The organism is Candidatus Magnetominusculus dajiuhuensis (genome assembly GCF_046044395.1).
GTDB classification, from domain to species: Bacteria; Nitrospirota; Thermodesulfovibrionia; order Thermodesulfovibrionales; family Magnetobacteriaceae; genus Magnetominusculus; species Magnetominusculus dajiuhuensis.
Map to the genome: position 1 here is coordinate 1 of NZ_JBJUSG010000010.1, position 15,151 is coordinate 15,151.

Genomic DNA, 15,151 nt, shown 5'->3' on the forward strand with positions numbered 1-15,151 from the left:
TAGGGATGCCCTCGCAGGGAAATCAACGGGTGTAGTTATTTAGACGCTTACAAAGTTCGGTTAGAAATGTCGTGGGGTGAGATGCCTATTGGAAAAACCACTGCCGTTGCTATATACTACGTCAAAAATATGTCAACAGAAGAGGTAATCGTATGAAGGTTCTTGTAATAGGTGGCGGAGGCAGGGAACACGCCCTTGTGTGGGCGCTGAGGAAATGTAAACGCGTGGACAAGGTGTACTGCTGCCCCGGCAACGCGGGGATTGCAGGGCTGGCCGAATGTATAAACAATACTGACCCATACAACATAAAGGCCCTTGTTGACCTTGTAAAGTGCGAATGGATAGACTTGACCATTGTCGGGCCTGAGGTGCCGCTTGGACTAGGGATTGTTGATTTGTTTGAGCGCGAGGGCCTTAAGATATTCGGGCCGAACCAAAAGGCCGCCGCCCTTGAGACCAGCAAGGTTTTTGCCAAGGATTTTATGCGACGGCATGGACTTCCAACCTCCCGGTATAAGGTGTTTTCGTCATATCCTGAAGCGGAGGATTATATCCACTTAATGGGTGCCCCTATCGTCATCAAGGCGGACGGCCTCGCCGCTGGCAAGGGTGTTATCGTCGCCCCGACATATGAGGAGGCAGAGGGTGCCCTGAGATTAATTATGATAGACCGCGCGTTTGGAGACGCCGGCAACAGAGTTATCATTGAAGAGTGTCTTACCGGCGAGGAGGTGTCTTTTATGGTCGTCACCGACGGCAAAACCATTGTCCCCATTCCCACCTCGCAAGACCACAAGCGGGTTTTTGACAACGATAAAGGGCCAAACACCGGCGGTATGGGTGCTTACAGCCCGGCCCCTTTAGTGGACGGCGCGCTGCAAGACACCATTATGGAGACTATCATGCGCCCAACCATATCGCTGCTTGCCAAAGACGGCATTAAATATAAGGGCGTCCTCTACGCGGGGTTGATGATAAATGAGGGCAGGCCCTATGTGCTTGAGTATAACTGCCGCCTCGGAGACCCTGAGGCACAGGCCATCCTTATGAGGCTGGACTCCGACATCGTTGACATCTGTCTCTCTGTTCACGACGGAACGCTTGACGCTGCCGCGATTCAATGGAAACCGGAGGCGGCAGTTGCCGTGGTTATCGCCGCGGGCGGCTATCCTGGCGCTTTCCAGCGCGGGAAGGAGATTACCGGACTTGAGGCGATTACGCCGTCTGACGAGGTTGTTGTCTTTCACAGCGGGACGGCCTTCGATAACGATGCCCTTGTTACCGCCTCCGGAAGGGTGCTTACTGTTGCCGCCCTTGGCGAAGACATCGCCGCGGCAAAGGACAACGCCTATAAGGCCGCCGCCAAAATCCACTTTGATGATATGCACTACAGAAAGGACATCGCCGCGAGGGCGTTGAGGTAAGCCGCTGGCCGGCCATGCGGTAATGGCCGGCCAACTCAGGAATTTATCCCATTATGATGATGTTGTCCATGTCATCCCTATAGATTTCCATGTGCCGCCGAGATAGTAGTACATGTTGCCGTCAGGGGCGGCGAACAAAACGATACCATTTGCAAAGTACATGGCGTAATATTCCTGGCCACCTGATGTTGTTGCGTGAATCAGAGCGCCGGACGGAGGGCCGAAAAACGAACTGTACTGGTATATCAGCGTATTGAATATCAAATAAACATTGGCAATTGCGCTACTCCAGGTTGTGCCAAGCGACTGCCACATGCCGTTATAATACAAATACACAGAGCCGTCTACCCAAGCCATCAATGCCATTCCGTTGTCAAACCATTGGGTATAATAGTTTCCACTAAAACCATATGTGTTTGTCTGGATACCACCGGCTGGACTGCCTAAAAACGCGGAGTACCTCGTTATCAGAGACGTAATAGCGGTAGAAGCAGCAGTATAGTAAGGGTCAACAGTGGCATTGTCGGCTACTGGCGCTGTGCTGCCTGCCAGTAGAGATGTATGCGGCTGCTCAACTCCTGAGCTTACATTGAAATCCGCGGCCTCCACCCGTTGCAAGGCCAGCAAACATAAAGACAGGACGATAACACATATACCCGTGAATTTCTGCATCTTCAAAGCCCTCCGCTTATTAAATAATATACGCTTCACAGTCTGATGTTACCATAGTATTATCGTACGTGTAAAGAATATACTTTAATGCTGCCTCTAATTTTTTCTTTAAACAGAAATCGTTCCTCCAGTCAATAGAAAGTGATGGTTTAAATCAGTGGAAAATATGCCAGGGCGTATGTTAATATTAAATTATGACGAGGTCAAGGCCGATAAGGATATGGAGATGAGTAAACTATACAGGAGGGGCAAATATGCCAACGCCGCAAAACATTGTCAAAGCGATTAATGAAAAGATAAAACGAAGGGGTTTTTCATCAGCCGTGGGGCTGCCGTTGTTGCGCGTCCTGTTGGCGGCGATAATTATGTCTATGGCCGGGTACGCGTGGGGCGCCGCTGTTTCTTATAACTGTGGTTATACATGGACAGAGCAGACGAGCTCCGGCCAGAGATACTGGTGGAAGATAGCGTCATCCAGAGACGGAGTACACCTTGCCGCGGCAGAATATAACGGGTATATTTATACATCAAGTGACAACGGCACCACATGGGTACAGCAAACGAAATCGGGACAGAGGGCGTGGTACTCAATAGCGTCGTCAATTGATGGAAGCCACCTTGCCGCTGTTGACAATACCCCGAATGGATATATTTATACATCAGCGGATTATGGCGTCACATGGACAGCGCGGACGGCGGCCAAAAGTCAGGACTGGATGGCCGTGGCGTCCAACGCCGATGGAAGCATTCTCTTTGCCGCCGACTACTCCGGTAGCTCAAGTATTTATAAGTCTCAGGACGGTGGTGCCACATGGGGTGCGCACTCTACGACCTGTAGCCCAAGCGGCTGCGGCAACATTGGCGGTGCCTATTGGTACACCGTGGCCACATCGGACAATGGAACGGCAGTCGTTGCCGGACCTTCAAACGGAGATGTTTATACGTCCTCTGACAACGGCACCACATGGACGGCGCAAACCTCCGCCGGACAGAAATTCTGGTGGAGCATCGCCTCGTCGTGGGATGGCGTAAAACTCGCCGCAGTAGAGGGGTACGGGGGATATATTTATACATCAGTAGACTCTGGCACCTCATGGACACAGCAAACCGGCCCGGGCAGCCTGAACTGGACGTCTATATCGTCCGGCCCCGATGGATATAATCTCGCCGCCACTAGTTTTTCCACCGATGGGTATATTTATACGTCAGGGAATTCAGGGGACAACTGGACAAAGGAAACCGGGGCCGGCAGCAGATTGTGGACATCGTCGGCGGTAGCGGCAGGTGGAGATAAAATTGCCGCCACGGTTTTTGGGGGATATATCTACACTGCCACTCGTCCCAAATATAGCGTAAACGTTACGAAAACAGGCACAGGCAGCGGCACGGTGGTGTCATCATCCGGCCCTATCACATGGGCAGGCAACACCGGCACGGCCACTTATCTATGCCCGCAGTTCGTAACCCTGACTGCGCTACCCAGTCCCGGCAACAGTTTCTCAGGCTGGACTGGTTGTGATTCCTCAAGCGGCGCGCAGTGCACCGTTGTGATGGCGGTGACAAAGAATGTTACCTCCGTCTTTGGCGTGCCTCTTACCGACAGGACGATGATTGTAACCTCAAACGGCAATGGTACTGTATCAAGCAGCCCCACAGGTATAAACTGCGGCACACAGGGGGCCTCATGTAAGTCCACATTTGCCGACAACACCACGGTAACCCTGACGGCGATGGCCGACCCAGGCTACGGGTTTAAGAGCTGGACCGGATGTGACTCAATTAACGGCACGCAATGCACCGTGTTAATGTCGTCAAATAAGTCTATTTCAGCCGTGTTTTATAACAGCCATATATTTACTGTCAACAATGCCGGATATGGTACGATAACAAGCAATCCTGCAGGGATATACTGCGGCTCTTCATGTGCGGCCTCATTTACCGACAATACTACCGTAATACTTTTGGCGGTGCCTAATCCGGGCTATGGTTTTAAGAGCTGGACAGGCTGTTCCTCGTCCATTGTCGAGCAATGCACTGTGCTGGTGTCATCAGACAACCTGACCGCCACGGCTACTTTCGACACCACCGCCAATCTCACATACACCGCCGCCTCGGCCGCCATCAGCGGTGTCTATTCAAAAATGAGCTCATTTTTTGGAACTCCGCTGGGAAGCGTTACAACGGGCACTGACACCTATGGCACAAATTACGTCCAGTGGTACACAAGCGGCACTGCCCTGCTGGCATGGTCTGACGGGTACATATACTACTACTATTCCCAAACGTGGTATAACACAGGAATTAAGTGGAGGCCTGATACGCTTGACGATTTTCAGAAGGCCAGCACTATCATAAACGCCATCTACAGTCAAAACAGCTCGTTCTTCGGCGCTCAATCAGGCAACGTAACGGCCTATTCCAGTTCAAGCGGCACATATTACATCCAGTGGTACAGCAACGCAGGTATTTTAGCCGGTTGGAACAGCTATATCTATGTCTACTATAACGGCTCATGGGTCTACACCGGCGTCGTGTGGAAGTGAAGCTGAATAGATTTAAGGATTAACAACGAAGGGGGATAATCCCCCTTCCCCAGTATTTTCACGTACTTTCTACATTCTCAGTTGGCCGTTGCCGAATACGATGAATTTCTCTGTTGTCAGCTCTTGCAACCCCATAGGGCCTCTGGCGTGGATTTTGTCTGTGGAGATTCCGATTTCAGCGCCAAGCCCAAACTGCCCACCGTCGTTGAGACGGGTTGAGGCATTTACTAACACCGCCGAGGAGTCAACCTCGCGTAAAAATCTCATCGCCCTTTGATGATTGTTTGTGACAATTGCCTCCGTATGCGACGAGCCGTACTTTGCTATGTGGGCGCACGCCTCGTCAATTCCGATTACAACCCTGACGTTCAATTTGAGAGATAGGTACTCAAGATAATAGTCCTCTTCTTTGACAGGAGCGGCCTGCTCAGAACATATCTCCATTGTTAAAGGGCAGCCTAAGATGCTTACACCGGCCTCACTGAAACGCTTTATCATCGGTGGCAGAAACTCCTTCGCTATCACCACGTCCACAAGCAGCGTCTCCATGGCGTTACATGTGCCGGGGCGCTGCACCTTAGAATTAAAACATATCTCCATGGCCATGCCCTGGTCGCAGTCACTGTCAACAAACACGTGGCATACCCCCTTATAGTGTTTCAGCACAGGGATTCGGGAGTTTTCTGTAACTGCGCGAATGAGGCCCTCGCCCCCTCTTGGGATTACTAAATCTATGAGGCCCTCAAGCTTCAACATCTCCATGATGACTTCCCTTTGCGTGTTATCAATGAATGTTACCACACCTTCGGGCAGGCCCTCGGCGTGTAGCGCCTTGCGCAAAATGGACACGATTGCCTTGTTCGAGTTTATGGCCTCTGAGCCGCCTCTGAGGATTACCGCATTGCCAGCCTTAATACACAGGCCAGCGGCGTCAGCGGTAACGTTGGGGCGAGACTCATAAATCATGCTTATCACCCCTATGGGCACTCTCATCCTGCCGACGAGCATCTCGTTTGGCCTCTTGCGCATATTAGATATTTCGCCCACAGGGTCTGCCATCTGTGAGACCTCTATGAGACCGTCAGCCATCTCGTCTATTCTTTTTTCATTGAGCGTCAGCCTGTCTATCATCGCCTCGCTGAGGCCTTTCTCTCTGGCCGCGGCGATGTCCTTTTGGTTTTCGCTTATGAGATAGTCTTTGTCTGCACGCAGGCCGCCGGCCATGTTGGTCAATATACTGTTTTTGCGTTGTGTCTCGGCCACCGCAATCGCCCTCGCGCCCTCGCGCGCCTCATGCGCCTTGTTTTTTACGTATTCGATAATATCCATGATTACCTCCTTAGTTAGCGGATTTTAGTTTTCTGTCATAAGAGGCCTTATATGCCGCCGTGCAGGAGGCATAGATGTCCTCAGCGGTCTTTTCCCATGAAAATCTGTTTACGTACTGCAGACCCTTGTCAATCATCTCCTGTCTCAGGGGCTTATCTTTTATTGCCGAAAGGATAAGTCGGCTTAGTGAGATTGAGTCCGAGGGGTTAAACAGCACCTCGGGGTCGCAGACAAACTCAGGCAGCGCCCCCGTGTTTGAGACTATGGCCGGTGTGCCAGAGGCCATGGCCTCTAGTATGTTGCCAACAGTGGACGACTCTATGAGCAGATCCGCGCATGAAATCAAGGGTGGCATCTCCACAAAGTCAACGCTTTGGAGGTATTGAATATTATACGTCGGCTCTCTGTCCAGCCCAACTATCAGCAGTGAATGCCTGATGCGCGATGAAATATCGTTGAAGGCAGCTATAACCGTGTCGCATATCTCAGGGTTGTCCGGCCCTGCACAAAAAAGAATATAGGGCAGGGAAACCCCAAGATGCTCTGCAAACTCAGACAATAAATCATATCGCATATCTGACTTCGCCACCCTGAACGCCTGGGAATCGAAGCCGTGGCCGATTATATCAATATTTGACATATACGTGCCGGTATTATTTAAAAGCTGCTCCCGGAGGAAATTCGACACAACGAGCGCCCTGATGTCCCTCCTGTGGAGATGTCCAAGGGCGGTTTTAAAATACTCACCCCTGAGACCAAAGCGCTCAGGATAAAACAATGGGTCTAAGTCGTGAATCATAACCGACATCGGCAATACATCCACAAAAGGAAACTCCGTAACAGGGCAGAACAACACATCAGCTTTGTGCAAGGCCAGTTGATACGGCAAGATCGTATTGTTGAACATCAAATTGCTGAAATAACTAACAGCCGGAGCACCGGTTGCCTCAGACGTAAGCACGAGATTCGATTCATTGACGCCAGGGACAACAGTGGGGGAAAAAACAATCGTATTGTCATCAATACGGCAAAGCCACTGGATGACTTCCCTCGTAAATATCGCCAGTGCGTCGGTCTTTGCGCCCAGGTACGACGCGTTTACGGCCAATCTCATAGAATCGCTCCCACAGCGTATTATAATATATCAGGGGGGGTGTTGTGTTAAACTGGTGTGGCGCTTTTTTTTCGACAGAAAAAAATAAACTCCTTAGCCCTTGACATTTAGGTGTGCCGGTTAGTAATATAGATTCATTTTTCAGGAGGTACTAGTGGAATCGTCGCATGCGTTGGTGCACATACCGGGCGTGCCGGAGTTTGTAACATACTCGTGGCTCGCTATGGCGCTCCTTATAGGTGCGGCCCTGATTGTAAGGTCGTCTTTGAAGTTAATCCCCCGCGGTCTGCAAAACGTCGTCGAATCTGTTGTTGAGGGTATATATGATTTTTGCGGCGAAAACATAAACCACCACTGGGTGGATTCCATGTTCCCGCTTATCGGCACACTTGCCCTGTACATCCTCGTATGTAACCTGTTCGGGCTTATACCCGGGTTTGACGCGCCTACGTCAAATATAAATGTTACGGCTTCGTGCGCAGTGCCGGTGTTTTTTGCCACGCACTACTTTGGCCTGCGTGTACACAAGTTTGCCTATATTAAGCAGTTTATCGGCCCGATACGCTCAGTAATCGCGCTTCCATTGATGATTATGATGTTTTTTATAGAGTTAATAGGACATTTGGCGAGGCCGATTACCCTTTCGGTCAGGTTGTTCGGAAACATGCTGTCCAAGCACATAATCCTGACGGTGCTGCTGTCTTTGGCTCCGGCGATTTTACCGGTCATCTTCTTAGGACTGGGGGTGCTGGTAAGCGTAGTGCAGGCCTTTGTCTTTGTACTCTTAACAACGCTGTATCTGTCGGGTGCCGTTGAAGAGGCACACTAAAATATCTCAATATAAAGGAGGATAGACCGTTATGAAGAAATCAGTATTTATGTTGGCCTTGACGCTGCTCGTCGTATCTGCCCCTGCGGCCGTTGTGTACGCGGGTGAGGCAGCCACGGCACAGGACTCAGGCACGAAGGCGATGGTGGCGCTGGGTGCCCTTATAGGCATCGCCATAGCCGCCCTGGGGACTGGCATTGGCCAGGGTCTCGGACTAAGCAAGGCATGTGAGGGTGTTGCCAGAAATCCCGGTGCCTCAGGCAAGATTACCACTACGCTGATAGTCGGCCTTGCGATGATCGAATCACTGTGTATATATGCCTTTTTGCTGTCTTTGGGTGTGCTGATAAACCAGAAAATGTTCTTTTAGCAAACGCTGATACATTTAATGAAGACTAAGCTGGCAACTGGAGATGTGAAATGGGTATGGCAGTAGGACGAATTACGGTTGGGCAGCTTGAAGTCAACTGTTACATCGTCAGTGATGACGCAACAAAAGAGGCAATAGTAATAGATCCGGGAGACGAGCCGGACAGAATCCTTGGCTATATCGCCGAAAAGGGCCTTGTGCTGGTCAAAATAGTGTGTACTCACACGCATTTTGACCACATAGGCGCGCTTCCTGAGCTGAAAGAGGCGTCAAAGGCCTCGCTGCAAATGCACAAGGATGAGCTTGCCGTTTATAAAATGGCCAAAGACATGGCCGCCGTTTGGGGTTTTCAGATTGATACCATGCCGGCACCGGATGTATTTCTTACAGACGGGTCTGAGGTTGCCGTCGGTGGTGTCAGCTTTAAAGTCTTGCATACGCCGGGACACACGCCGGGAGGTATGTGTTTATTCGGCAATGGAATTGTGATTACCGGAGATACGCTGTTTGCGGGTTCTGTTGGCAGGACTGACCTGCCCGGCGGGAGTATGTCGGCCCTGAAGGCCTCGTTTAAGAGGCTGATGACCCTGCCCCCCGATACGAAGGTCTTGCCCGGACACGGACCGGCCTCTACAATTGCCAATGAGCTGCGTGACAATTTTTTTAACGATTAAACGCGGCGGCGCACATAAGGGTTGAAGTGGGGTTGTTGTGGGATTGAAGCGGGATTGAGGGCATATCGTGAGTAATTTAATGTCAGGAAAGATGCTGGCCGCCGATATAAAGGCAGGTGTCAAACAGCGCGTCGAAAGTCTCGGCCTGATGGGTATAGAGGTCGGGCTGGCCCTGATGCAAGTTGGGGGCACCGCCTCAGACGAGCAGTATTTAAGGACAACCATCTCCGTGAGCAAGACCGTAGGGATACAGACATATGAGTACAGGTTCCCCGAAACGGCCTCATTAAATGAGATAATAAATACTATCAACAATATAAACGCGGACGAACGAATCAACGGGTTGCTTGTCCTGTTCCCCATAGCGCGCCGAATCAATCCAAGAAGGGTAGTGAATGCCATTTTGCCGGAAAAGGATGTTGATGGACTTGGCTCTATCTCCGTGGGGATGTTTGCGGCTGAGGAATCTATGTTTCAGATATTCGGCAAAGATGGCGTTACGTCTGCTGACGGAGTGAGTCTTGCCTCTGCCTGCGCCCCTCATGGGTTTCTGCCGTGTACGCCGTTTGGGGTGATACGCCTGTTAGAGTACTATGGGGTTAAGATAAAGGGAAGCAACGCCGTCGTAATCGGGAAGAGCCTTGCCGTTGGCAAGCCGCTAGCCCTGATGCTCCTTGCCAAGGAGTCAACTGTGACTATCTGCCACAAGTCGTCTGACGACCTGGCGGCGCACGTAAGAAATGCCGACATAGTCTGCTCGGCAACTGGTGTTTCCGGCCTGATTAAAGGCGATATGATAAAGGATGGCGCTGTGGTAGTAGATATAGGCATCAACATAATGCCTGATGGCTCATTCGCCGGGGATGTGGATTTCGGGAGTGTTGCCCCCAAGGCCTCGTTCATTACCCCCGTGCCAGGCGGGGTAGGCCCGGTAACGATAGCCACGCTGTTAGAAAACACGCTGCGTTCGGCGCAAAACAGCGTACTTCTGAAAACCCCGTTAATCTTGCCCTGAAACAAACCCTCAACTTCAAACTCCGGCTGATTGCCCCAAATTTTCACTCTCCAGACAGCCCAAACGCCCCCTATAAAAATAGAATCATTTTGACAGCGACGCAACCTGTAGCCGGAGTACCCAAGCCGCCAACGGGCGGCAGCCCAAATTCAGGGGATAATCCCCCTTGTCGATAAATAAAACATGTACGAGAATACGAGGGGGCGTTAAGGGCTAATATCGGGCCTGACACAGTTTAGTTAACAGACCCCTGCAAGCCGGAATGACAGACTAAGAAAAGGACAGTCCAGAAATCATTGCAACTTCCAATGAAAATTGTTTTATCCGTCAGAACAAATTTACCGTGGCTTTGATACCGGCAACATAGGTAAATTCCCTATACGTATTCTACATCTTCCTATATAGATAATAGCCTTATACCGATTGATTCAATTTTTCATTCATGTAATAATTAACCAAGCTGTTTTATAACCTGGTTTATGGAAGACTCTCAGAGTACCGCGATATTTTATCGCACAATTTACCGGTGGAGGTGGCAAATGTCAGAACTTATGAACTTAAGAGCATCGGAGTTGGAGAAGGATTCTCAGATATTTAACCCTTCCCTGTCAGGAATGTCTTCTCATACAACTAAACCTTCCTATGATTGTAATTGTTTAATGATTACCCTTTTGGGGTTCGATTTTATATTGTGTTTCCCCGAGGAAGTTAACGATGATTATATGGAATGTGGCGACTGCCACACTATTGTCTGCAAGTTAAGCATTTATCCCTCTTATGGGGGTATAAATATATGAAATGTCCTTTTTATAAAAGACGTATGTGCAGTAAAGTTGTTACGTATGAATACTATCCAAGTTTCTTTCAATTAAAAGAATACTGCATGTCAGAGATGGATAGTTTCAAAAAATGTCCCTTCTATAAATTCGGCCCAATATCAATCGGACTGCAGAAACCAGTCGAGGTGAATATGAGCGGGGAATAAACTGTGATAAACAGGGAGCCGCTTAACAATACTTTTCGCTAATCTATATAAAGGAGGCCATGCAATGAGGAAAGAGGATACAAATAACGGAGCGTCAGACGAGGTAGTAAACGAAGCCGCAAGTCAAACCCGCATTCAGGGTGCCAAAATCGTGTATAAACCGCGGGAAATGACGGAATATGTTCAGTTCCGAATAAATGCTATCAATGAAAAGGCCAGAAACTTATACGATGTCATGGTAACTGAAAAAAGCATCAGTGATTTTAAGGCAGAGGCGTCGGCCATAACCACGGGGTTCATGGCAAAAGTCAGGGGCATCTTCGATGTATCAGATGCGAAGCAGCTTGTTGACGATCTAAAAACCAGACCCAAAGAACTGAAAAAGGAAACCTTATCTTTTTATAAAGAGATGACGGATTCCCTGAAAAAGACATATTACTCATTGGTCTGGTTATACGTAAACTACCCGAACTCGGAGTTAAAGTTGAATCCCAACGATGGATTCGGTGCCGCCAATGTTAATAGCGATGAAGGGGCGTGCTTAAGAGAAGCGGAGCAAGTCCGTGAAACTTCGAAGATGTCAACTGTAAACCAGTAAGAAGCACTTAAATCGGCAGGGGATGCCCTGCATGGAGGATGTTATGGGAATGAACAGCGATGGCAGGATTATTTCCAATGTGATAAGAGACTTATGTACAGACTTTCTGGCTAAAACCGAATCTTTTACCAGAGAAAAGACGGCGGTCAAATGTTGGAAGTTCATAGATTGTCCACAAGAGATTATGAACGTGTGTCCGGCTGTGCTTCAGAACTCAGAAAGGTGGTGCTGGTTAGCGGCGGGAGCCCTTAGAGGAAAAAATCTCTCTACCATCCTCATGAAACCAGTACTGTCCTGTACTCAGTGTGACTTCTATAAAGCCGCCCAACACATTCGTGGCGGGGAACTCGACAAGATTGCGGTATAGGCGCTTTGCTATATGAACAAAACAGTCAGCATGAACTATGGAGGAGGATATGGACTATACTATAGTAATTGGCGGTGAGGCCGGCCAGGGACTGCAGACAATCGGGGGGGTTTTGGCGCGGTTATTTTCCCGTATGGGCTATCACGTATTTTCGCACCAGGACTACATGTCGCGCGTAAGGGGCGGGCATAATTATTACAAGGTGCGGTTTGGCGATGAGGAGCTGTCCTCATCAAGGGAAAAGGCGCATATTATAGTAGCCCTTGACCTTGCCACGATAAAGCTGCACAAAGGCGGCCTTGAAGAGACCGGCATAATAGTCTATGACGCCCAGTTCATCAGGAAGACGTTTACCGGTCCGGAATACCTGAACGTGCCTTTTGAGAAAATAGCAATCGAAACCGGCGGGGATAAAATAATGTCAAACACCGCGGCTGTAGGAGCGGTACTGGGGATGCTGAGGCTGGAGATGACATTGCTTGAGGAAATCATCCACGCCAATCTGAAGAAAAAAGGCAGCGATATGATAGATAAAAACATACTGGTGGCGAAGGCCGGATATAATTACGCGGTGAACGCCTGCGGCCAATGCGGCTTTTCCCCGCATATGCAGGACAAAAACGGGCATATGCTTATTGATACATCACAGGCGATAGGGCTTGGGGCGGTCATGAGCGGCTGCAAGTTTTACTGCGGATATCCCATGACGCCCGCAACGGCCGTAATGAATTACGTCGCGTCAAAGGCCCATGAGCATTCCATCGTAGTGGAGCAGACGGAGGATGAGATAAGCTCCATCAATATGGCCCTTGGGGCGTCTTTCGCGGGTGTGAGGGCGATGACCGGAAGTTCAGGCGGAGGGTTTGCCCTGATGGCCGAGGGGGTGTCTTTGGCAGGCATGGCGGAGCTGCCGGTTGTTATAACGGTGTCTCAACGCCCGGGACCTGCCACAGGACTTCCGACACGCACAGAACAGGGAGACCTGTTATTTGTGCTTCACGCCGGACACGGCGAGTTTCCGCGGGTGGTATTTGCCCCCGGCAATCCCACGCAGGGTATTCATCTGACAAACAAGGCATTTGACCTTGCCGAAAAGTATCAAATTCCTGCCTTCATTGTAACTGACCAGTACATAGCCGACTCGCAGTGGACTTATGAATCTATAGATACAGAAGACCTGGTCTATACGGATTACAGATTAAGAGAGGAGAAAGGGAACGAAATGGAGGATGCGTATAAAAGATATGACTTCTCAGAAGGCCCTGTGTCGCCGCTGGCCGTGCCAGGCATCTCAAGACGTCTGGTCGTAGTGGACAGCGACGAACACGACGAGGATGGGCATATGATAGAGGACTCTGATACGCGCGTTAAAATGGTACAAAAGAGGGTTATTCAAAAGTTTTCTTTAATTCAACAAGAAATAGACCCGCCCCTATTCTATGGAAGTGAAAAACCCGACATTGTTGTAACCGGATGGGGCTCAACATATGGGGTTATAAGAGACGCCGTCATGTCGCTTGGCAAGACGCATAATATAGCCATGCTTCATTTCTCGCAGATTTATCCGTTTCCCTTAACCGAAAAGTTCGATTACCTGAGGGTACTATCAGAAGCAAGGACGACAATCTGTGTGGAAAACAACGCAACCGGCCAGTTTGCTTATCTTATGCGTGGTGAGACAGGGTACAAGTTTACCCACAATATTAACCATTTTGACGGAAGGCCGTTTTTGCTCGAAGGTCTTATGGGAGAGATAAATGAACGCATTAGATGATTATAAAGGCCAGGAACCCGCATGGTGCCCGGGCTGCGGCAATTATGCGATATTGCAGGCATTGAAAGGCGCCCTTGCCGGGCTGGGGATAAAACCGCATGGCGTTACAATAGTCTCCGGCATCGGGCAGGCGGCCAAGCTGCCGCATTATATGAAATGTAATACGTTTAACGGCCTGCACGGGCGCGCCCTGCCGCCTGCCACAGGGATAAGGCTTGCCAACCATAAAATGCCCGTAATCGTGGTATCCGGCGACGGCGATTGTTACGGTGAGGGAGGAAACCACCTTATTCACGCGATAAGAAGAAACATAGACGTTACACTGTTAGTGCATGACAATCAAATATATGGGCTTACAAAAGGCCAGGCCTCCCCAACCACCACGCAGGGAGTAATAACGAAGACACAGCCATTTGGCGCTAACGCCTCAGCGCTCAATCCGATTGCCTTTGCTATTGGATTGGATTGCAGCTTCGTGGCGCGCGGTTACGCCGCCGATGCCGTTTTTCTCAAAGCGATAATGGAAGAGGCTATCAACCACAAAGGATTTGCGTTTGTGGATATACTTCAGCCATGCGTTACATTTAACAAGTTAAACACCTATAAATGGTACACGGAGAGGGTCTATCGGCTGGACGACTCCTATAATCCCTATGACCGCGTTGGGGCATTTAAACTGGCTGTAGAACTGGCAGACAAAATACCAACGGGGATTATCTACGTAAATGACAAGCCGACCTTTGAACAGCGCATATCAATACTGAAAGAAGTCCCGCTTGTCAGGCAGGGCTTTTCCATGAAAAGCACATTAAAAGAATTGGATAGGTTCTATTAAAAACGTACACAGAAATACAGGAGGTATAAACGAGGAGGCAACCTAAGCGTAAGTTTTATGGATTCCTGCTTTCGCAGGAATGACAAAACTAATTAAATTAGATTATTCTAAAGGAGGAAGACGTGAAAGGTGACGAAAAAACTATTGAGCTGTTAAATGCCTTGCTTGCTGATGAGCTGACCGTGATAAACCAGTATATAGTTCACGCGGAGATGTGCAGTAACTGGGATTACGAACGCCTGCACAAGAGTGTGGAAAAACGCGCCATTGACGAGATGAAACATGCCGAGAAACTGATTGCCAGGGTCCTTTTTCTTGAAGGTATCCCAATAGTCAGCAACTTAAACAAAATTCAGATAGGTGCCGATGTGGAAAAACAGCTTAATAATGACAGAGACGCCGAACAAAGGGCTATTATGGCGTACCGCGCGGCAATAAAGGCCTGCTTCGACCTCGGCGACCACGGCACAAGGGAAATTCTGGAACATATACTTGAGGACGAGGAAGACCACATAGACCATATTGAGGCTCAGATAGATCAGGTAGCCCATATGGGCATAGGCACATACCTGTCTGAGCAAATCGAAAAGGAATAGGCTGCCGGGTGCTTGTTTCTTGCAAC

Annotated in this window: 14 protein-coding genes; 11 read left to right on the top strand and 3 right to left on the bottom strand. The window is 49.5% G+C overall.

Annotated features, from left to right (window positions below; all coding sequences use genetic code 11):
- Positions 1-152 precede the first annotated feature (152 nt).
- Entirely contained in the window at positions 153-1,424 is a 1,272-nt protein-coding gene (gene purD, locus AB7D94_RS02680; RefSeq protein ID WP_420264178.1) for a phosphoribosylamine--glycine ligase, read from the top strand.
- Between the two features lie 51 nt (positions 1,425-1,475).
- On the opposite strand, the gene AB7D94_RS02685 is transcribed toward purD, so the two are convergent.
- A complete protein-coding gene (locus AB7D94_RS02685) occupies positions 1,476-2,096 on the bottom strand; it encodes a hypothetical protein (RefSeq protein ID WP_420264179.1) in 621 nt (206 codons plus the stop codon).
- Between the two features lie 254 nt (positions 2,097-2,350).
- On the opposite strand from AB7D94_RS02685, the gene AB7D94_RS02690 reads away from it, so the two are divergent.
- Entirely contained in the window at positions 2,351-4,639 is a 2,289-nt protein-coding gene (locus AB7D94_RS02690; protein ID WP_420264180.1) for an InlB B-repeat-containing protein, read from the top strand.
- 69 nt (positions 4,640-4,708) lie between these two features.
- Here AB7D94_RS02690 and AB7D94_RS02695 read toward each other — a convergent pair whose 3' ends face one another.
- Both AB7D94_RS02695 and AB7D94_RS02700 read right to left on the bottom strand, forming a co-directional pair.
- Positions 4,709-5,968: a glutamate-5-semialdehyde dehydrogenase gene (locus tag AB7D94_RS02695; RefSeq protein ID WP_420264181.1), complete on the bottom strand. Its 1,260-nt coding sequence runs from the start codon at positions 5,966-5,968 to the stop codon at positions 4,709-4,711.
- Positions 5,969-5,978: 10 nt separating this feature from the next.
- Positions 5,979-7,082: a glycosyltransferase gene (locus AB7D94_RS02700; protein WP_420264182.1), complete on the bottom strand. Its 1,104-nt coding sequence runs from the start codon at positions 7,080-7,082 to the stop codon at positions 5,979-5,981.
- Between the two features lie 154 nt (positions 7,083-7,236).
- On the opposite strand from AB7D94_RS02700, the gene atpB reads away from it, so the two are divergent.
- The 9 genes from atpB to bfr all read left to right on the top strand — a co-directional run bounded on the left by atpB (position 7,237) and on the right by bfr (position 15,125).
- A complete protein-coding gene (gene atpB, locus AB7D94_RS02705; protein ID WP_420264183.1) occupies positions 7,237-7,911 on the top strand; it encodes a F0F1 ATP synthase subunit A in 675 nt (224 codons plus the stop codon).
- A 31-nt stretch (positions 7,912-7,942) separates the two neighbouring features.
- Entirely contained in the window at positions 7,943-8,281 is a 339-nt protein-coding gene (gene atpE / locus AB7D94_RS02710; RefSeq protein WP_420264184.1) for an ATP synthase F0 subunit C, read from the top strand.
- A 56-nt stretch (positions 8,282-8,337) separates the two neighbouring features.
- Positions 8,338-8,955 (top strand): MBL fold metallo-hydrolase, encoded by a 618-nt coding sequence (locus tag AB7D94_RS02715; RefSeq protein WP_420264185.1) that lies wholly within the window; start codon positions 8,338-8,340, stop codon positions 8,953-8,955.
- Positions 8,956-9,022: 67 nt separating this feature from the next.
- Entirely contained in the window at positions 9,023-9,970 is a 948-nt protein-coding gene (locus AB7D94_RS02720) for a bifunctional 5,10-methylenetetrahydrofolate dehydrogenase/5,10-methenyltetrahydrofolate cyclohydrolase (RefSeq protein ID WP_420264186.1), read from the top strand.
- A gap of 1,049 nt (positions 9,971-11,019) precedes the next feature.
- Entirely contained in the window at positions 11,020-11,553 is a 534-nt protein-coding gene (locus AB7D94_RS02725; protein WP_420264187.1) for a hypothetical protein, read from the top strand.
- Between the two features lie 31 nt (positions 11,554-11,584).
- Positions 11,585-11,920, top strand: a complete 336-nt coding sequence (locus tag AB7D94_RS02730) for a two-CW domain-containing protein (protein WP_420264188.1) — start codon at positions 11,585-11,587, stop codon at positions 11,918-11,920.
- A gap of 49 nt (positions 11,921-11,969) precedes the next feature.
- Positions 11,970-13,694, top strand: a complete 1,725-nt coding sequence (locus AB7D94_RS02735) for a 2-oxoacid:acceptor oxidoreductase subunit alpha (RefSeq protein ID WP_420264189.1) — start codon at positions 11,970-11,972, stop codon at positions 13,692-13,694.
- Complete coding sequence (locus AB7D94_RS02740; protein ID WP_420264190.1) at positions 13,678-14,529, top strand: 2-oxoacid:ferredoxin oxidoreductase subunit beta; 852 nt, start codon at positions 13,678-13,680, stop codon at positions 14,527-14,529. The genes AB7D94_RS02735 and AB7D94_RS02740 overlap by 17 nt, the downstream gene beginning before the upstream one ends.
- Before the next feature lie 122 nt (positions 14,530-14,651).
- Positions 14,652-15,125, top strand: coding sequence for a bacterioferritin (bfr, locus tag AB7D94_RS02745; protein ID WP_420264191.1), 474 nt, complete (start codon positions 14,652-14,654; stop codon positions 15,123-15,125).
- The last annotated feature ends 26 nt before the right edge of the window (positions 15,126-15,151 follow it).

Excerpts from the sequence above, each read along its gene's own strand:
- purD (WP_420264178.1), top strand. The coding sequence starts at position 153 with ATGAAGGTTCTTGTAATAGGTGGCGGAGGCAGGGAACACGCCCTTGTG.
- AB7D94_RS02685 (WP_420264179.1), bottom strand. The coding sequence starts at position 2,096 with ATGCAGAAATTCACGGGTATATGTGTTATCGTCCTGTCTTTATGTTTG.
- AB7D94_RS02690 (WP_420264180.1), top strand. The coding sequence starts at position 2,351 with ATGCCAACGCCGCAAAACATTGTCAAAGCGATTAATGAAAAGATAAAA.
- AB7D94_RS02695 (WP_420264181.1), bottom strand. The coding sequence starts at position 5,968 with ATGGATATTATCGAATACGTAAAAAACAAGGCGCATGAGGCGCGCGAG.
- AB7D94_RS02700 (WP_420264182.1), bottom strand. The coding sequence starts at position 7,082 with ATGAGATTGGCCGTAAACGCGTCGTACCTGGGCGCAAAGACCGACGCA.
- atpE (WP_420264184.1), top strand. The coding sequence starts at position 7,943 with ATGAAGAAATCAGTATTTATGTTGGCCTTGACGCTGCTCGTCGTATCT.
- AB7D94_RS02715 (WP_420264185.1), top strand. The coding sequence starts at position 8,338 with ATGGCAGTAGGACGAATTACGGTTGGGCAGCTTGAAGTCAACTGTTAC.
- AB7D94_RS02725 (WP_420264187.1), top strand. The coding sequence starts at position 11,020 with ATGAGGAAAGAGGATACAAATAACGGAGCGTCAGACGAGGTAGTAAAC.
- AB7D94_RS02730 (WP_420264188.1), top strand. The coding sequence starts at position 11,585 with ATGGAGGATGTTATGGGAATGAACAGCGATGGCAGGATTATTTCCAAT.
- AB7D94_RS02735 (WP_420264189.1), top strand. The coding sequence starts at position 11,970 with ATGGACTATACTATAGTAATTGGCGGTGAGGCCGGCCAGGGACTGCAG.
- AB7D94_RS02740 (WP_420264190.1), top strand. The coding sequence starts at position 13,678 with ATGAACGCATTAGATGATTATAAAGGCCAGGAACCCGCATGGTGCCCG.